Annotated in this window: 19 protein-coding genes and 2 pseudogenes; 8 read left to right on the top strand and 13 right to left on the bottom strand. The window is 32.5% G+C overall.

Annotation, left to right across the window (positions count from 1 at the left end; genetic code table 11):
- Positions 1 to 31: 31 nt before the first annotated feature.
- From ACPWTF_RS25360 to ACPWTF_RS25350, 3 genes are all read right to left on the bottom strand, one after another.
- A complete protein-coding gene (locus tag ACPWTF_RS25360; RefSeq protein WP_427873813.1) occupies positions 32 to 175 on the bottom strand; it encodes a hypothetical protein in 144 nt (47 codons plus the stop codon).
- A gap of 65 nt (positions 176 to 240) precedes the next feature.
- On the bottom strand, positions 241 to 573 hold the full coding sequence (locus ACPWTF_RS25355; protein WP_427873812.1) for a hypothetical protein: 333 nt from the start codon (positions 571 to 573) through the stop codon (positions 241 to 243).
- 90 nt (positions 574 to 663) lie between these two features.
- On the bottom strand, positions 664 to 1,503 hold the full coding sequence (locus ACPWTF_RS25350; RefSeq protein ID WP_427873811.1) for an OmpA family protein: 840 nt from the start codon (positions 1,501 to 1,503) through the stop codon (positions 664 to 666).
- 183 nt (positions 1,504 to 1,686) lie between these two features.
- Here ACPWTF_RS25350 and ACPWTF_RS25345 point away from each other — a divergent pair, with 183 nt between their 5' ends.
- Positions 1,687 to 2,160, top strand: coding sequence for a CYTH domain-containing protein (locus ACPWTF_RS25345; RefSeq protein ID WP_427873810.1), 474 nt, complete (start codon positions 1,687 to 1,689; stop codon positions 2,158 to 2,160).
- Between the two features lies 1 nt (position 2,161).
- Entirely contained in the window at positions 2,162 to 3,130 is a 969-nt protein-coding gene (locus ACPWTF_RS25340; protein ID WP_427873809.1) for a YpdA family putative bacillithiol disulfide reductase, read from the top strand.
- Between the two features lie 72 nt (positions 3,131 to 3,202).
- Here ACPWTF_RS25340 and ACPWTF_RS25335 read toward each other — a convergent pair whose 3' ends face one another.
- A complete protein-coding gene (locus ACPWTF_RS25335; RefSeq protein WP_427873808.1) occupies positions 3,203 to 4,771 on the bottom strand; it encodes a protein adenylyltransferase SelO in 1,569 nt (522 codons plus the stop codon).
- A gap of 192 nt (positions 4,772 to 4,963) precedes the next feature.
- On the bottom strand, positions 4,964 to 5,497 hold the full coding sequence (gene msrA / locus ACPWTF_RS25330; protein ID WP_250836174.1) for a peptide-methionine (S)-S-oxide reductase MsrA: 534 nt from the start codon (positions 5,495 to 5,497) through the stop codon (positions 4,964 to 4,966).
- Positions 5,498 to 5,679: 182 nt separating this feature from the next.
- On the opposite strand from msrA, the pseudogene ACPWTF_RS25325 reads away from it, so the two are divergent.
- Positions 5,680 to 7,169 (top strand): annotated as a pseudogene (locus tag ACPWTF_RS25325) (aminotransferase class V-fold PLP-dependent enzyme).
- A 173-nt stretch (positions 7,170 to 7,342) separates the two neighbouring features.
- Here ACPWTF_RS25325 and ACPWTF_RS25320 read toward each other — a convergent pair.
- From ACPWTF_RS25320 to ACPWTF_RS25290, 7 genes and pseudogenes are all read right to left on the bottom strand, one after another.
- On the bottom strand, positions 7,343 to 7,840 hold the full coding sequence (locus tag ACPWTF_RS25320) for a hypothetical protein (protein ID WP_427873807.1): 498 nt from the start codon (positions 7,838 to 7,840) through the stop codon (positions 7,343 to 7,345).
- Complete coding sequence (locus ACPWTF_RS25315; protein WP_427873806.1) at positions 7,837 to 9,084, bottom strand: APC family permease; 1,248 nt, start codon at positions 9,082 to 9,084, stop codon at positions 7,837 to 7,839. The genes ACPWTF_RS25320 and ACPWTF_RS25315 overlap by 4 nt, the downstream gene beginning before the upstream one ends.
- Positions 9,085 to 9,181: 97 nt before the next feature.
- On the bottom strand, positions 9,182 to 9,652 hold the full coding sequence (locus ACPWTF_RS25310; protein WP_427873805.1) for a nuclear transport factor 2 family protein: 471 nt from the start codon (positions 9,650 to 9,652) through the stop codon (positions 9,182 to 9,184).
- Between the two features lie 47 nt (positions 9,653 to 9,699).
- The gene (locus ACPWTF_RS25305) at positions 9,700 to 10,224 is read right to left on the bottom strand and encodes a hypothetical protein (protein WP_427873804.1); all 525 of its coding nucleotides are present in this window, start codon (positions 10,222 to 10,224) and stop codon (positions 9,700 to 9,702) included.
- 13 nt (positions 10,225 to 10,237) lie between these two features.
- Positions 10,238 to 10,714: a hypothetical protein gene (locus tag ACPWTF_RS25300; RefSeq protein ID WP_427873803.1), complete on the bottom strand. Its 477-nt coding sequence runs from the start codon at positions 10,712 to 10,714 to the stop codon at positions 10,238 to 10,240.
- Between the two features lie 6 nt (positions 10,715 to 10,720).
- Positions 10,721 to 11,398: pseudogene (locus ACPWTF_RS25295) on the bottom strand (peptidoglycan DD-metalloendopeptidase family protein).
- Positions 11,399 to 11,402: 4 nt separating this feature from the next.
- The gene (locus ACPWTF_RS25290) at positions 11,403 to 12,068 is read right to left on the bottom strand and encodes a spermidine synthase (protein ID WP_427873802.1); all 666 of its coding nucleotides are present in this window, start codon (positions 12,066 to 12,068) and stop codon (positions 11,403 to 11,405) included.
- Positions 12,069 to 12,132: 64 nt separating this feature from the next.
- Here ACPWTF_RS25290 and ACPWTF_RS25285 point away from each other — a divergent pair, with 64 nt between their 5' ends.
- Complete coding sequence (locus ACPWTF_RS25285; RefSeq protein ID WP_427873801.1) at positions 12,133 to 12,684, top strand: 1-acyl-sn-glycerol-3-phosphate acyltransferase; 552 nt, start codon at positions 12,133 to 12,135, stop codon at positions 12,682 to 12,684.
- 84 nt (positions 12,685 to 12,768) lie between these two features.
- Here ACPWTF_RS25285 and ACPWTF_RS25280 read toward each other — a convergent pair whose 3' ends face one another.
- Positions 12,769 to 13,218 (bottom strand): helix-turn-helix domain-containing protein, encoded by a 450-nt coding sequence (locus ACPWTF_RS25280; protein WP_427873800.1) that lies wholly within the window; start codon positions 13,216 to 13,218, stop codon positions 12,769 to 12,771.
- 311 nt (positions 13,219 to 13,529) lie between these two features.
- Between ACPWTF_RS25280 and ACPWTF_RS25275 the strand changes: the two genes are divergently transcribed.
- The 4 genes from ACPWTF_RS25275 (at position 13,530) to ACPWTF_RS25260 (ending at position 18,446) form a co-directional block, all read left to right on the top strand.
- On the top strand, positions 13,530 to 14,684 hold the full coding sequence (locus tag ACPWTF_RS25275) for a M14 family metallopeptidase (RefSeq protein ID WP_427873799.1): 1,155 nt from the start codon (positions 13,530 to 13,532) through the stop codon (positions 14,682 to 14,684).
- A 77-nt stretch (positions 14,685 to 14,761) separates the two neighbouring features.
- Positions 14,762 to 15,241: an Lrp/AsnC family transcriptional regulator gene (locus tag ACPWTF_RS25270; RefSeq protein ID WP_008468989.1), complete on the top strand. Its 480-nt coding sequence runs from the start codon at positions 14,762 to 14,764 to the stop codon at positions 15,239 to 15,241.
- 92 nt (positions 15,242 to 15,333) lie between these two features.
- Positions 15,334 to 17,919, top strand: a complete 2,586-nt coding sequence (locus ACPWTF_RS25265) for a phosphoenolpyruvate carboxylase (protein WP_427873798.1) — start codon at positions 15,334 to 15,336, stop codon at positions 17,917 to 17,919.
- Positions 17,920 to 17,930: 11 nt separating this feature from the next.
- Positions 17,931 to 18,446 carry a DinB family protein gene (locus ACPWTF_RS25260; RefSeq protein ID WP_427873797.1) on the top strand — a complete coding sequence of 172 codons (516 nt, stop codon included), beginning with the start codon at positions 17,931 to 17,933 and terminating at the stop codon, positions 18,444 to 18,446.
- Positions 18,447 to 18,609 lie beyond the last annotated feature (163 nt).

Here is an 18,609-nt window from a genome sequence, read left to right as displayed (position 1 = left end):
CTTTGAAAATATGTACCTTTGAACCTATTTTTTACTCTTTCCCGCCCAAAAGATTTTCTTGCCATTCTTTTAAATCCTGCCATTTGCCTTGATAAGCAAAGAGTGCTTGTTTAGCCCATGTGCTCGGATTATGCATGGCGTAATTTTCACCGCCAGCATCTAGAATAGACTGCATTTTTTCGGTAGAAGCTTGTGAAAGCTCGTACCAGGTATTAATTCCTGAGGCATTAAACAGAGCTTCTATTTTATGCCAATTCCTTCTACAATTTTTAAATCATTTTCTTTAATTTTCTTGCCTAAGACATTTGCCGCCAAACCAGCATCAAAAACAATGTCTGCAGGTGCAGTTGCAAAAGATTGTACCGAAGCTTTGGTTTTTGCCGCCAAATCTGCTTCTAGTGTAGCGATTTTTGCATTTAAGTTTCGTGTATTGGCTTTACAGGCATCTAAATCAGCTTGAAGCGATGCTGAAAGCGAATCATCATTTTTAGAATTCATTTTTCCTAGTAAATATCCTAAGATTCCACAAATTAAGCCTATTAGAATAGGTATTAAGATACAAGGTATATTCATGATCATATATTTTTATGTTATTTAATGGTAATTACAGTTCGTCTGTTTGAAGCTTTTCCTTCTGCAGTATTATTATCGCCAATAGGCTCGTCAGGAACCTTTAGATTGTGTTTCAATTCTCGCATTATCGATTCCGTTTTTAGAGAGATAATTTTTTGAGAAATCGGCTCTTTTTTGTCCTAAAACAATATTTGAATCGCGATTACCAACATTATCAGAATGCCCAATAACTACAATTACTGCGTCTTTTACATTCTCGGCATATTTGGCGATGTCAGTAACTTTTTGCTTCTCAATAGCACTTAATTTCTCGCTAGATTTATTTGTATTGAAGTGGAGAATTAACGGATCTGCATTTATTTTGGCCTTCAGTACGCTCCACTCATCATTTGATGTTGCAGTAGAATCTATTGCTTCAAATAAATATTCCGCAGGCCTAAGAAGTGTATCGCCACTCATTTTCCATTTGTCTATAATGATACCCTTAGTAGAAAACTGATTTTCTAACAGTCCTTCAGAAATAAAATAATTTTTAACATCATTTGCCCTTGCCAGACCAAGATTTTCAAAAGTGGTAGAATTTGTTTCGTCCGAAGTCGCGTAACCAGTTATTGTAATTTTTTGTTTCGGATTTGCTTCTAAGAATTTCTTTAAGTTATCAATGCCAGTTGTGACCGAGTCACTTACAGGCATAATAAGCTTTGCACTGTTTTTAAGGAACTTCAAATTATCATTTGTCTGATAATTAAGTCCGGGACCATTTAATACAAACGGAACAAAATTGGGCTCTGTGACAGTAGGAGTAACTGTTTTTGGAGTAATGTCCGTTGTTGTTTTTTCACAGCAATTGCAGCAAAATTTCAGATATAAAAAAGTACCCAAAATGATGGTTATTGCAATGCCTAACAGGTAAAGTGCTTTTTTAGACATATATTTCGGATTAAGATTCTATCAAATTTAATTAAAATAATAATCATAACACATTAATAATCAGTTATTTTAATATTACATGTTTAAAGTAAAGAAAAACAAACTGACTTGTTTTTCGACTTTTACACGTTCAAAGACTTGATTAAAATGAGTAACTTGCATAAAAAATAATCTACAGTTAAAATGGTCGAAATAGAAAGAAAGTTTCTTGTAAAATCAGATGATTTCAAGAGTCAAGCTTTTACTCAGAATAATATTGCTCAAGGTTATTTGAGTTCTGCTCCTGAGCGTACAGTTCGGATTAGAATTAAAGGGCAAAAAGGCTTTATAACCATAAAAGGAATAAGCCATAGTGGAGGTATGTCTCGTTTTGAATGGGAAAATGAAATTCCGCTAGATGAAGCACAAGAGCTATTGAAATTATGCGAAAAGGGTAAAATTGAAAAAACACGTTACGAAATAAAATCTGGAGAGCATATCTTTGAAGTAGATGAGTTTTATGGAGAAAATGAAGGTTTGGTAATGGCTGAAATCGAGTTAAACTCTGAAAATGAAACTTTTGAAAAACCAGAATGGTTGGGCGAAGAAGTAACAAATGACGAAAGATATTACAATGCTTACTTAAGCAAAAATCCATTTAAAGATTGGCAAAAATAAAATGACAGAATCAAAATACGACCTTATTATTGTGGGAGGCGGGCCAATTGGTCTGGCTTGTGCGATAGAAGCTGAAAAGATAAAACTGAAATATTTAATTATAGAAAAAGGTGCGATTGTTAATAGCATTTTCAACTATCCGCTCTACATGACCTTTTTTTCTACGGCCGAAAGATTAGAAATTGGCGAGATTCCGTTTAATTGTTTGGCACCAAAACCAGGACGTCAGGAAGCTTTGGAATATTACAGAAATATTCATCGCTATTTTAAATTCAATATCCATTTATTTGAAAAAGTTCTGAGTGTTGAAAAACAAAACGCAATTTTTAAGATAGCAACAGATAAACGGAATTATGAAGCTCAAAACGTGGTAATCGCGACGGGTTTTTATGATATTCCGATTGAAATGAATATTTTAGGGGAAGCTTTACCCAAAGTACGCCATTATTATAAAGAAGCGCATGAATATGCTTTTAGAAAAGTTTTGGTTGTAGGTGCTAATAATTCGTCTGTAGATGCGGCTTTAGAATGCTGGAGAAAAGGAGCAGAGGTTACCATGGTAATTCGTAAAAACGAAATTAATAGTCGTGTAAAATATTGGGTTAAACCTGATATTGAAAACCGAATTGCAGAAGGAAGTATTAAAGCTTATTTTGAATCTAATATTACTGAAATTAGAGAAAATGAAGTAGAAATTGAAACTCCAAACGGAAAGGTTATAATTGAGAATGATTTCGTTCTAGCTTTAACAGGATATAAACCAGATTTGACTTTTCTAGAAAAAATGGGTATTAAACTTTCTGACGATGAATTAAAAATTCCATTTTATAATCCCGAAACTATGGAAACTAATGTAGAAGGTTTATTTCTTGCCGGAGTAGTTTGCGGCGGAATGCAGACGCATAAATGGTTTATAGAAAATTCTAGAATTCATGCGAGTATGATTGTAGATTATATTACTACAAAATAAAAAAATGCCACAGATTAAAAGGATTTTTAGAATTAACCATTGGAATCTTTTTAATCTGTGGAAAAAAAAACTTTAAGAACTGCAGGACAGCATTGAGCAGCCCACTTTAGTTCTAGCCCAATCTGGACGTTTTGCAAACCATTTTTCAGATTCAGGCTGTTCGTCATATGGATTTTTCAAAAGCTGAAATAATTCATCAACCAGAGCATAATCTTCTTTATCTGCAGCATCAATGGCTAATTGAGCCATATAATTTCGAAGTACATATTTTGGATTAATTTGATTCATTTTTAAAGCTCTTTCTTGATCAGAAAGTACTTCGGCATTTAATCTTTTCAAATAAACCGTAAACCATTTTTGCCAAGCATCAAGAATATTTTCTCTTATTTCTTCTGGAATATAAAATGCGTATTCAATTTTTTCGAATGCTTGTTCTACAGAATCTTCTTTTTTAATTTTGCTCAGATTTCTAAAAAAGATAGTCATATCGGTTTCTGACAACTGCAAAATTTCCTCTAAACCTTTAATGATTTTATCATCAGCTTCACTTGAAGTAAAGATTCCTAATTTTCTTAAAAACATTATTTTGTAATCATTCTCAAACTCTGTCATAAATGAATCTAAGATCTTTTCTAAAGGTGCCGCTTCATTAACCAAAGGATAAAGCGAATTAGCCAATTGAAACAAATTCCATTGAGCTACCTGAGGCTGATTTCCGAAACGATATCTTCTATTTTGACTGTCTGTTGTATTTGGCGTCCAATCTGGATCATAATTTTCAAGCCAGCCATACGAACCATAATCAATTGTAATTCCATGAATCGACATATTGTCGGTATTCATTACACCGTGTACAAATCCGACACGTTGCCAATGCAGAATCATTTCGCGAGTTGTATCGGCAACTTTTTGAAAGAACTGTAAATATTGCTCTTTTGGTTCTCCTTTTATTTCAGGAAAATAGTGCTGAATTGTATATTCTACAAACTGTTTCAAATTTTTCAACTCATTTCTAGCCGTTAGCATTTCAAAACTTCCGAAACGAATAAATGAGGGAGCCACACGACAAACGATTGCACCTTTTTCATAAGCAGGATTTCCGTTATACAAAATATCCCTTAAAACTTGATCTCCAGAAAGAGCAAGAGAAAGCGATCGAGTAGTAGGAACACCCAAATAGTGCATTGCTTCGGCACATAAATACTCTCTTATAGAAGAACGTAAAACAGCTAAACCATCTGCAGTTCTTGAATAGGGAGTTTTTCCAGCGCCCTTCAATTGCAAGGTATAAAACTGATTATTGTTTTCAACTTCCATTAAATTGATGGCACGACCATCGCCTAATTGTCCTGCCCAGTTTCCAAATTGATGTCCTGCATAACACATTGCATAAGGACGTGATTCTGGAAGAATTTCTTTTCCAGAAAAAACATTTAAAAATTCTTCTGATTGAATTTCATCTTTAGAAATCCCAACCAATTCAGCGACTTCTTCAGAGGCATGAATCAATTTTGGATTCGAAGGTTTTACCGGATTTACAAATGAAAACAACGTGTCTTTAACTTGACGAATTTCATTTGTCAAATCTGGATCTGCTGGTAATTCTGCAGTAAAACGATTTTTTATTTTAAGATTTTTCATTTTGTTGATTTTCTTTTTTTTGCCACAGATTGAATGGATTAAAAAGATTTTCTACTTCATCTTTTTGCCACGAAATACACGAATTCCCACGAATGTTTTCAAATTCAACTAAAAAAAATAGTGGAAATTCGTGTATTTCGTGGCAAAACAAAAAATCCTTTTAATCTGTTTAATCTGTGGCTAAAACTAAATTTAGCTGATTAACCTATCAGCGTACATTTTTTTAAGTTTTTGAATTTTTGGATCAATTACAACTTGGCAATATCCAGCTTCTTGATTTTCATTATAATAATTTTGATGATAATCTTCAGCTTCGTAAAAAACTTCAAAAGGTTTTAATTGCGTTACAATTGGATCTGGATATGCAGGCTGAACTTCTTCAAATACTTTTTCTGCAATTTCTTTCTGTTCGTCATTATGATACAGAACGATAGAACGATATTGCGTTCCGCTATCGCCACCTTGACGATTTAAAGTTGTTGGATCATGACTTGTCATGAATATGAAAATTAAGTCATGATATGAAATTATGTCAGGATTGAAAGTTACTTGAATCACTTCAGCATGTCCTGTTCTACCCGTGCATACTTCGCGATAAGCAGGATTCTTTATAAATCCGTCCGAATAACCCGATTTTATAGATTCTACACCTTTTATACGCTGAATTACAGCCTCAATACACCAAAAACATCCGCCACCAAAGGTAGCAACTGATAAATTTCCCATAAATAATGCTTTCTTTAAATTTAATGCCTATTAATTCGATAGGATATTATGATAATTTATTAAAAAAAAGTTCTTTTAACTAAAAATACCAAACGGTTACGTGGTGTTTGAAGTTTAGTATTGATAAATTCGCAATTTTATAAAAAAACTATATATTTGCAGTCAAACACAAGGCACAACTAATGAATAGCAAAAATAGTACCATGACCCTGGAAACGTATTTTCAGGAATTTAGACAAAATATTGTCGGTATAAACCAAGAATTTACGTCACCTTATGGCAGAAAATCAATAATTTACACCGATTGGACTGCCAGCGGAAGATTATATCGCACTATTGAAGAAAAATTATTGAATCAATTTGGGCCATTTGTTGCCAATACACATACAGAAACGACTGTTTCTGGTACTGCCATGACAAAAGCGTATCATCATGCTAGACATATTATTAAGCGTCATGCTAATGCAAATCATGATGATGTGCTAATTACGGATGGAACTGGAATGACGGGAGTTATCAATAAGTTTCAGCGTATTTTAGGATTAAAAATTCCTGAAAACTTGAAAGGTTTTACCAATGTTCCTGCTGAGAAAAAGCCAATTGTCTTTATTTCGCATATGGAGCACCATTCTAACCAGACTTCTTGGTTGGAGACTATTGCAGATGTAGAAATTATTCCTTCTTGCGAGAAAGGGCTTTTCAATTTAGAAAATCTTGAAGTTTTATTAGAAAAATATAAAGATAGAACGATAAAAATCGCTTCTATTACAGCCTGTTCAAATGTTACGGGATTAAGAACTCCTTTTCACGAAGCGGCAAAATTGATGCATCAGTATAATGGTGTTTGTTTTGTTGATTTTGCTTGTTCTGGCAGCTTATGTAGAAATTGACATGCATCCTTCTGATCCAGAAGCCTATTTAGATGCTGTTTTTATGTCTCCACATAAATTTTTAGGACGAACCAGGAACTTCTGGGGTTTTAATTTTTAATAAGAAATTATACAATAATATGATTCCTGATTGCCCTGGAGGAGGAACGGTAAGTTGGACAAATCCTTGGGGTGAACATAAATATATTGATAATATTGAAGATCGTGAAGATGGTGGAACACCAGGATTTCTACAGGTTATTAAAATTGCGCTTGCCATTGAATTGAAAGAAGAAATGGGGATTGAAAACATCATGGAGCGTGAGCACGAAATTGTTGATTATGTTTTCTCTCAATTGGATTCTGTCGAAAATATAAAAATTTTAGCAGGGCAACACAAAGAACGTCTGGGGGTCATTTCATTCTTTATTGATGATCTTCACTTTAATTTGGGCGTTAAAATTTTGAATGATCGTTTCGGAATTCAGACTAGAGGAGGATGCAGCTGTGCGGGAACTTATGGTCATTATTTATTGCACGTTGATCAAGAAACTTCTAATAAGCTGGTTAATGAAATTACAATTGGTGATTTAATCAAAAAACCAGGATGGATTAGAATGTCGATTCACCCAACGACTACAGATGAGGAAATTGCTTTTGTTTGTAAAAGTATAAAAGAGTTGGCAGCAAATCATAAAACTTGGGCTTTGGATTATTCTTACGATAAAATGCGTAATGAGTTTATTCATAAAGATGCAACTTCTTTTGAAGATGAACTAGTGGAAAGCTGGTTTAAATCTTAGATTTATAACTTCAAATAGCTAAAGATTTTTTAGCCACAGATTACACGGATTAGCACTGATTTTTTAAATCTTTTTAATCCGTGTAATCTGTGGCTATTTTTTTTAAAGCAATGATTTTTATAGATTTTGTTTGATAATCTTTATGTAAGATCGCAAAAAAGAAAACCCAATAACTACATAATCAATCGAACACCACCAAGATCGGCTACACGGTAAGAGAATTTGTTTCCTGGAGATCCGATAAACATAAAGTTTTTTGGGATTTTCCATTTTTCAGAAAGCTCATCGATTATTTCATGACCAAATGTACCTTCAATTTCTATGTATTCTATGTCTAGTCCGCCGTATGCGCGATCTAAAACTTCGAGATCTTTTTTAAGCGCTTCGTTGTCTACAGGATCTTTTTTGACATGAACAATTTTTAGTTTCTTTGTAGTTTCGTTGTCTTCAACGTATTGTAAGACTTTGTTCAAGATTGTAATGTCATCTCCTTTTGTAAAGAAAACAAACTCTTGAGAGTTAATTTCGGAACTTAGTTTTTCCAGATAACGATTACTCAGGATAACCATTTTGCGCAATGGCTGATAGAAATATTCTAAAGCTTCTATTAATAGACGAATTAAAATAACGCGATTGAGCATAATTCCAATAAAGAGTAAGGCTGGAATCATATATTGCAAAAAGGTATAAAACGAATTGATGTTGAGAAGCATGTTTCCAAAAAAGCAGCAATTACAGAAACTACAGCGATTACGACTGCAATGCCTCGCGCGCGTTCTGGTCTTGGCAGTTTTCTGCGTTTGTATTTTAAAAGCAGATTTCCAATGCCGAAAAGAGCCATAACGGCTAAAAATGAAAAAGTGTAAACTCCAGCTAGAGATTCTAAATGGCCGCTTGTTGCAAAAAGAACAGAAATGCAAAGAATTAGAAAACTTAAAACAATTCTATAATGAGAACCTCTTTTATTTTGTTTTAGAAAATAATTAGGAAGAATTCGGTCTAATGTCATTCGGTTTAGAAGCCCTGAAACCCCTACAAATGAGGTTAAAACAGCTCCGCAAAGAACCATAACGGCATCTATAGAGATCAGCCAGGCTAACCAAGATCCGCCTGTTGTTTCTCCTAAATGTGCTAAAAGTGATTCTTTGTTTTCTCCAACTTCTGTTAGCGGAATTACGCTGATTAACAAAATAGCAATTACGGGATTGAAGAAACTTACGATTCCCCACATGTTTCGAAGTGTTTTAGGAAAAACACCATGTTCTTGTTCTTCAACAAAATTGGCAGAACTCTCAAAACCTGATATCCCCAACATGGCTGCCGAAAAGCCTAGAAAAAGAGCTGTTTGTATGCTTCCTGACGAAATTGGTGTTTGCCAATTGATGTGAAAAGTATCTAATCCGTGAGTTAAGATAAACCAAGCTGACGCTAAAACCAGCAAAGCCAAGGTGCCTATGTGGGTCATAAAAATAATGACGGCCACAAATGCCGATTCTCCAATTCCTAAAATAGCTAATCCGGTAAACAGAATCAAAACGACTACTGTTGCAATGGTTACGTTTAAACCTTCAAAGATTCCGTGCAAATAATGCATTCCTTCAGAAGCAGAAATAACAGCTGTTGCCATATAGGATAAAACCGTTAAAGTCGCTGCTAAAGAGGCCAGACGTTTGGTTGAAGTGTTTAATAAAACATTATAAGCGCCACCATTTAATGGAATTGCTCCAACAACTTCGGCGTAAATTTTTCGGAAAAGAAATAATACAACAGCAACAATTAGAAGTGAAATCCAAGCATATTGACCTGCGTATAAAATGGTTAACGCTGAAACATATAAGCAAGAAGAGCTAATGTCGTTTCCGCAAATTGCAGTTGCCTGTAATTCATTTAATTTTTTGTGTACGATTTCTTTCATTAGTATCTAAAATTTACACTTTTAGTAAAATTAATTAACAAAAAAATTAGAATCGAGCGTCAGGCAAATATTGATATATTAATTGTAACGTACTGTTTTATTTGGTCTTCTGAAATTGTTTGAGTGCTGATAAGGCTTGCGATTGAACTTTCTTCTGAAAAAATCCTGTCCAGCCTAATAAATAACCAGTGATGCCAAAAGCTTGTTTTGACCATTTCCAGACATCAAAACTATCGGTGTGTTTAATAATTAATCCGTCTTGAAAAATAAAATGGGCAGAGATATTATTTACAACCTTTCTATTTGTTTTGCTAAAATTATAGGTGGCGGTCCAATTTGCTGAACCAGTCGAATCGTCGGCAGTTACGTTTGAAAATTCGATTTTTAAATTGCCTTTACTTTTTAGAAGCAGCATTTCCCACATTTTAGAAACCTGTTCTTCTTTTAGTAATCCAAAAGCTGGATCTATAAAATGAACTTTCGGATGATAGCATTCACTCATCGTTTTAGCATCTGCATTTGCGAAAGCAGTATAGAATTTTGCAATTAAAGCCTCATTTGCATTCATAAAAATATATTTATGTTAAATATAAGGTTTATTAAATTAAAAAATCATTACAAAACACTAATTTCTTTTGCTGTATCAAATGTTTTTTTAGTTTTATCAAATGCTGTTGAGAAATACTTCACTTTACTGTAAGCGGTAAAATGTCCCGTTAGATTTCCTGAAATATCTGAACCTCCAGCAATTATAAATCTTATCGCATAAATGTCGGTCTTTTTAAGTTTCAGCCATTCAGCAGGCGTAAAATAATAGTATGCAGTAGTTTTTCCGTCTGAAGATTCTTTAACGTTTTTATCTGTACAGGCAATAACATCTGCATTGGTCAAATCGACATAAACACCGCCAACAATTTTTGCTTTATCGCTTGCCGTTGAAACAGTTAGTTTTAAAATGCCTCCTTTTTCCGTTTTAGCTATTTGAACATTAATTTCGCCAGAATAAGCATATTTTTCGCAGATAAAAGTGTATTCTTGTGTCGCTGGATAGGGAGCTGAACCTTTTACACTCATTGTTTGCTGTGCTGAAGCAAAAGTCGAAATAAAAAATAATAGGAGTAGTGGCAGTTTAAAATTCATATATATATGGTATTTATTGTTCGGCTAATTTAGCATCAAATTTCTCATCCCAATCCATAGATTTTATGGCAGAAATAAGATTGTCTTCATTTACAAAAATGCGTAACTCTTTATTGGCCACTTTTTTAGTGTACAAGGCATGATAGCGGTAAATGACTTCCTGTTTGGTTTTGTAAACTCCATCTAATTTTAAATCTATAAAACTTCCGTAATATTGTCTAAATCTTTGGCAGGTCTTAGTCAAACGCTCTTCTGTAGTGTTTTCCATAACCGATTTAGTTACTTCAGTTTCATTAAAAGGTTTAAATTTTGAAGTGTTACAAGTTTCTAAAACTCTCTTTCCTAAATCATACGCTTTTCGCTGCTGATTTGCATTTATTTCTTCTACAGAAACTTTTTTAATTTTTAAATCTTCTGTATCTCTACTTACTGTTTTCGATTTACATCCAATTAACAATAACAAACATATAATCAATCCTGCTTTCTTCATAACTATTTAAGTAATTTTTAATAATAAGTTAGGATCGGGACAATTTTCGATATAAAAGTTTAGGTCATTTGTATTGCAGACGCCTGGATAGTCTCCCCAATAATCGCCAATATTATGGATAATCTGAAAATGTAAATGAGGGGCGTAATCTCCATTTACTGAGGCATTTCCTAAAGTCGCAATCTTGTCGCCTTTCTTAAATTGGTCTCCGATATTTAAATTTTCTATACTTTCTAACGATAAATGTCCGTATAAAGTATAAAATTTCTCATTTTCTACTTCATGTTCTAAAATAATTGTCGGTCCATAATCGCCCAGACCAATATTGTTTTTAAAACTATGAACAATTCCATCAAGGGCAGCAAGCACGGCTGTTCCAGCTTCGGCCTATAAATCTAATCCGATGTGAATATTACGTTCGGGTTTGGATACATCTAAAAAAATAGGACTTCTTTGATATAAAAATCTTCCTTCTATATAACCGCCAAAGGCAACTTTAGCGTTGTTTTCTTTTAAAAATTTTGAAATGTATTTTTCAAAATCTTCTGAGGTATCCAATTTTTGACTTACTAATTCCTCATTCGAAACCGATAAATTTAACGGCGTGTATTCTGAAATATTAATTGAGGCATCAATAATTTTAGTAGGTGGCTGGGCATTTAAGATTGAGGTTAGGGGCTTCATAAAACTAGGCAACTTTGTTAATAATTATTAATTCATTATGTACTTCGATTCGGGGTAGCATTTTGGTTTGAAACAATTTCGGATTAACTTCTGTCACATACTTTCTATTTCGAACATTATGTGCTTCGTCTAATATCATGGTGTTGAATAAAACAAAGCCCTCATCTTTTAAAATCGTGCAGATTCTATCTACAAAAAACTTCTCAAACAAAAAGTTAGGCATATGCGTATCTTCAAAAATATCAATTATTATAAGATCGTATTTCTCTTTTGTTTTTAATACAAATTCAAATGCATCATCAATAACCACTTCCAACTGCTTAATTTGATTAAGGTTAAAATACTGATTTGCAATCTCAATCATGTCGGGATCGATTTCTACGCCAGTAATCTTTTCCTTGTATTCGATCTCATCTACTAATGTTTTAACTACGCTTCCGCCCGCTACACCTAATAATAAGATGTGTTCCATTTCTAGAATTTTATCGTAACCAATATTTCGAAGTCCGTATCGTAATATACGTTGCAGGCTTCCGTAAGAATAATTTGTGTTTTCAGTGTCCAATACTAACTCCCCATTTGCCCAAGTAACTTCGATAATTTTACTTCGGGTTGATTTTTTCTTAAATATTTTTATAGGAATTAAGTAACTGAAAAATTTTCGAATCATTTTTTATGCTTTTACTCAAATTTACCATTAAATCTTTTATTTTGCACGAAATATTGAATCTTTAATGAAAAAACTATTCTATAAATTCGTCTTTTTTAAGCTAATGGGCTGGAAAATAGTGGGAATCGAAAATGCAGAAATTAAAAAATGTATTCTCATGGTAATGCCTCATACGAGTAATCATGATTTTTATATCGGACTTTTTACTCGAGGCATCTCTGGACTACAGATGAATTGGGTAGGAAAGAAAGAATTGTTTCGTTTTCCGTTTGGTTATTATTTTAGAAATGTTGGAGGAGAGCCTTTAGATCGTTCCGGCAGATTAAATAAAGTAGATTCTATTGCTGCAATTTTTGATAGAAAAGAGATCTTTCGTTTGGCTGTTGCTCCAGAAGGAACTAGGAAAAAAGTAAATGAAATTAAAACAGGATTTTATTTCATCGCGCTTAAAGCGAATGTTCCAATTGTTCCTGTAGCTTTTGATTGGGGTAAAAAAGAAGTAAATCTGGGCAAACCATTTTATCCAACTGGAAATTACGAAGCCGATTTTGAAATCTTAAAAAAACATTATGAAGGAGTTTTGGGGAAAATTCCTGACAATGGAGTTAAATTGTAATTTCTGAGAATTTTTTCAAACGCGTGAGAATTGCATATTTGAAAAATTTCTGGACTAGGAATCAAATACGCGCTAATTTTTGCATCACGGAGAATAGGCTTTAAAAGTTCCATTTTTGTAGAATAAGACTATTTTTTCAATTTCATCATCTTCAAAATTAATAGTTGCATTTTTTGAAGGTGATACTTTTTTTATTTCCCTCTTTTCTTCTTCATTTTTTTCAATGGAAGAAAATAAATCTGTACCCATATTTTCATGAGATGAAATTGGAGTAGGAGATTCTTGAATTTCTAAATTTTCGTCATGGTTTTTAGGAAAACTTCCTTTCCCAACTAAAATCCAATATAGATCAACATCAGGGAAAACCTCTAGAATTTTCATTACAAAATCTAAACTCGGCTTGTTTCTACCAGATAAAAGATGAGACATACTAGAACGTTGCACACCAATTTTATCTGCAAAGGTAGAAGCATTTAAACCATAATAATCTAATATGGTTTCGAGTCTTTTTACAAAATCATCTATGTTTACCATTGTGAATTTATGTTTTAAATTATTCTATTTACAAATGTAAACAAAAAGTAAAAGCACTCCAATCTTGTTGTTGCATTTTTAATAAGAGTTTAGTTTTATGTTAAATATGAAATTCATATAAAGCTTTATAATTGACTGAAATTAATATATTTATGAATCAAAAATAAATTAAACGACTCTATTAAAACAAGTTAAAGCTTAAACAAATAAATCCTTTCTGAAACTGTTTACAAATCTAAATTATTAAATTTTTCCTTTGTTTACAATTGTAAAAATAAAGATATTTACTTTTGTAAACTAATCAAAATATAATGAATTTAGAACAGCTTTTTACACAATACAAGGAACAGTCGATATCTGGAAGATATCTTACTTTAGACCATATTAAACCTCTATTAGATAAGTTAAATACAAATGGCCAAGTAGAGATTATTGGTACATCTGTTTTAGGCGAACCTATATATAGTTATCAAATCGGAACAGGAAAGATACGTGTTTATTTATGGTCTCAAATGCATGGTAACGAAAGCACAACAACAAAAGCTTTATTTGATTTCATTAATTTATTAAATGATGATACTGATTTTGCTAAGCAAATGCTAGAGACTTTTACTTTCTACTGTATTCCAATGCTTAATCCTGATGGAGCGAGACTATACACACGAGCAAATGCAAATGAAGTAGATTTAAATCGTGATTCTCAAGACCTGACACAGCCAGAAAGCAAAGTTCTACGTGAAGTATTTGAAAAATTTAAACCTGATTTCTGTTTTAACCTTCACGACCAGCGTACTATATTTGGCGCAGGAACAACTGGAAAACCTGCTACAGTTTCTTTTTTAGCTCCTTCTTATAATGAGGAGAGAGAAGTGAACGATAACAGATTGAAAGCGATAAATATTATTGCAGGAATCAATGAAGAACTTCAAAAATACATTCCCGGACAGGTTGGCCGCTTTGATGATTCGTTCAATATTAATTGTATAGGAGACACTTTTCAATTTCTAGGTGTTCCTACTATCTTATTTGAGGCTGGCCATTTTCCAGAAGATTACGAGCGAGAAATTACAAGGAAATTCATATTTTTCTCGTTAATTTTAAGCTTCAAACTAATATCCGAAAACGATTTAGTTGATAACAGATTTTCTGAATATTTGAATATTTCACAAAATAACGTGGTTTTTTATGATTTTATGTATAAAAATGTCAAAATAAATTATGATGGTATCGAAATTATTACGAATTTTGTCGCACAATACAAAGAGGAATTAATCGAAAATAAGATTCATTTTAATGCTTACATAGTAGAAGTAGGTGAGCTGGAAAATTATTTTGGTCATTACGAATACGATGCAAAAGGAGCAGAATATTCGGACGATTTCCAAAATTTTCCAAAAACGGGTCAGAAAGCAAATTTTTATTTAAATAAAAATGTTAAATTTGTTAACGGATTAATAAAAAGTTAATTTTTATGTGAATTTGTTGTTTTTTATATATAATTTTATACTTTGTAATAGCAATTAGTAATATTAATTAAACAATTATGAGTAAATTTCGTTTAGATGAAGTAGATCACCAGATTTTAGATATGTTAATAGACAATACGAGAGTTCCGTTTACTGACATTGCAAAAAAACTATTGATATCTGCTGGTACAGTACACGTTAGAGTTAAAAAGATGGAAGATGCCGGTATCATCATGGGGTCTTCATTAGCCTTGGATTACGATAAATTAGGTTATTCATTTATTGCTTATGTAGGGGTTTTTCTTAATAATACATCTCAAACTAAATTTGTATTAGAGAGAATCAATCAAATTCCATTCGTAACTGTAGCTTCTGTAACTACAGGAAAATTCAACATCTTTTGTAAAATTAGAGCAAAAGATACTAAACACGCGAAAGAAGTTATCTTTATGATTGACGATATTGATGGTGTTTACAGAACAGAAACAATGATTTCATTAGAGGAAAGTATAAACGATAAGAAGCGTTTGATGCATACTATTTTCAAAAATATGTAAGAACTTTTCTTGAATGCTATATTAAAATATAACCTCAAGTTTATTCTTGGGGTTTTTTTATGACTAATTAACCAACCAACTATAACACGATTATGTATACGTTGCCAAAAATTGAGCGTTTTAATCAAGACGTTCTCTCAAAATACCACATTTATAATAGTGTTTTCATAACATTACCTTTTGACTCTATAGATAATACAGGAGTTTTACTTCCTTTATTTACAGAGACTTGCGAAACGGGCTTTAAAAAACAAGAAACACCAAAAGAAATCGTAGATTTCTTTTCTAATAAATTCTTAAACAATACTTCTGAAGATGAAAAAATCGATCTTATGTTTCGATTTATTCAATATATAGAACGTCAGATTGTATTGTTTGATGCCATTGAAGATGCTGCTTTTCCAGAAGTTAACAATATGGAAGGCCGTGGATCTCTTCGTGATATTAAGGAGAAATCGGATGCTAAAGAGAAAGATGACGAATTGGTAGAGTTTCTAGAAAACTTTAACGTTCGTACGGTTTTAACAGCGCATCCTACTCAGTTTTATCCAGGACCCGTTTTAGGAATTATAAATGACCTGACAGAAGCTATTCGTCAAAATGATTTACTTCAAATTAAACAATTACTTGCTCAATTAGGAAAAACGCCTTTCATTCAGAAAGAGAAACCAAATCCTTATGATGAAGCAGTAAGCTTAATTTGGTACCTAGAAAATGTATTTTATGCTACTGCAGGAGAAATTGTGCATTATTTGCAGAAAAACATTTTAAATGGAAATCCGATTCATAATCAATTAATAAAATTGGGTTTCTGGCCAGGAGGTGATCGTGACGGAAATCCTTTTGTTACTACCGATATTACACTTAAAGTTGCAGATCGTTTGCGTACCTCAATTTTGAAGTGCTATTATGTAGAAATGAGAAATTTAAAACGTAAGCTAACTTTCTCAGGTGTAGATGATTTGGTAGCAGAACTTGAACATAAGCTTTATCGTTCTGTATTCTATTCTAAAGGGGATATTTTTATTACTTTAGAAGAATTACTGACTCAACTAAACAAAATTAGAGATATAATTATTGAGAAACATCAATCTTTATATTTGGATGAATTAGATGCGCTTTTAGTAAAAATTAATTTATTCGGATTCCATTTTGCAACTTTAGATATTCGTCAGAATAGTAAAATTCATAATGCTGTTTTCAAAGATGTGGTTGATTACTATTTAAATTCTGGTTCAGATGTTTTTCCTAAGAATTATTTCGAATTGACAGAAGATCAAAAAATTGATGTTCTTTCTAAGGTAAAAGGAAATTTAAATCCAGTCGATTTCGAAAATGAAATCACCAGATATACTTTAGAATCTGTTCAAGCTATTAAAACCATTCAGCAAAATAATGGTGAAGAAGGAGCAAACCGTTATATTATCAGTAATAACGAAAGCGCGCTGAATGTGATGGAAACATTTGCGATGATTCGTTTGAATAATTGGGAAAAACCAACAGTTGATATTATTCCGCTTTTTGAATCTGTAGACGATTTACAAAATGCACATGCTATTATGGAGCAATTGTATACCAATCCAGAATATGCTAAGCATTTAAAATCAAGAGGAAATAAGCAAACTATAATGCTTGGATTCTCTGATGGAACTAAAGATGGCGGCTATTTAATGGCAAACTGGAGTATTTATCAAGCTAAAATTTCATTGACTAAAATTTCTAGAGAATACGGAATTAAAGCTATTTTCTTTGACGGACGTGGTGAGCCTCCAGCTCGTGGCGGTGGAAAAACACATAAATTCTATGCTTCTTTAGGTCCAAAAATTGAAAACAACGAGATTCAGATTACAGTTCAAGGTCAGACTATTAGCTCTAATTTTGGAACTTTAGATTCTTGCCGTTACAATATCGAAAACTTATTGAGCGCTGGTGTTACCAATCAAGTATTTAGTAAAGAGAAAAATGAACTGACAGCTGATGAAACTCAAATTTTAACGGATTTAGCTAATTTAGGTTATGAGAAATATTTAAGTTTCAAAAACCATCCAAAGTTTATTCCGTATTTAGAAAAAATGAGTACGCTTAAATATTATTCAAAAACAAATATTGGAAGCCGTCCTTCAAAAAGAAGTAAATCTGAATCTTTAGATTTTGCCGATTTAAGAGCAATTCCGTTCGTAGGTTCATGGAGCCAATTAAAACAAAACGTTCCAGGATTTTTTGGAGTAGGTTCGGCTTTAAAACATTTTGAAGAATCTGGTCAATGGAACAAAGTAAGTGATTTATATCACAATTCATTGTTTTTCAAAACTTTGCTTGAAAACAGTATGATGTCATTAGCAAAATCATTCTTGCCTTTGACAGCTTATATGAAAAATGATCCTGAGTTTGGCGAATTCTGGCAGATTATTTACGATGAATTCTCAGAGACAAAACGTCTTTTGTTGAAAATTGCTGATCATAAAACATTGATGGAAAATTATCCTGATGGTATTGCTTCTATTCAAATAAGAGAGCGTATTGTTTTACCTTTATTGACAATTCAGCAATATGCTTTATTGAGAATTAATGAGCTAAACAAAGAACAAACTCCTGATGAAGAATTGATTAAAGTTTATGAGAAAATCGTAACGAGATCACTATTCGGAAATACGAATGCAAGTAGAAACTCAGCTTAAAAAAATAAAAAATGAGAGCATCAGAATTATTGGAAAATGAATATTCAGGTCATTTTGGAACTTACATTAAAGCAGCTGGAGATGGTATTTTAATTGAAGAATTGGAAATTTCTCTTCATGAGTTCATTCGATTTGTTCAAAATATTCCAATGGATAAATTTGATTATCGCTACGCGGAAGGGAAGTGGACAATCAAAGATATTATTCAGCATGTAATAGATACCGAAAGAATTTTTGCATATCGTGCTTTGCGTTTTTCAAGAAACGATAAAACGCCTTTGCCAAGTTTTGAAGAAAATGATTATGCTGACAATACAAATTCAAATAGCAGAAGTATTCAAGATCTGCTTACTGAATTTTCAGCGGTAAGACATGCGACTTTATTGTTTTATAAAAGTTTATCTGAAGAACAGTTGAAGAGAATTGGTACTGCATCAAATAATCCGATTTCTGTTCGCGCTTTAGGTTTTGTCATAATTGGACATCAAAAGCACCATCAGAAAGTTTTTGAAGAACGATATTTGTAAAAATTAAAGATTTAAATATTTAAAATTCCAAATTCCAATTTCGTTGGAGTTTGGGATTTCTTATTTATTTGATACTTAGTAAACCTGACAGTTTTTTAAAACCTGTCAGGTTTGTTGCTTAATCACTAGAAAATTCACAAAGTTTGACGACCGAATTTCTAGT

Source organism: Flavobacterium sp. MMS24-S5, from assembly GCF_050320125.1.
Lineage (GTDB): Bacteria > Bacteroidota > Bacteroidia > Flavobacteriales > Flavobacteriaceae > Flavobacterium > Flavobacterium tyrosinilyticum.
This window is presented reverse-complemented; position numbering and strand designations above follow the sequence as displayed.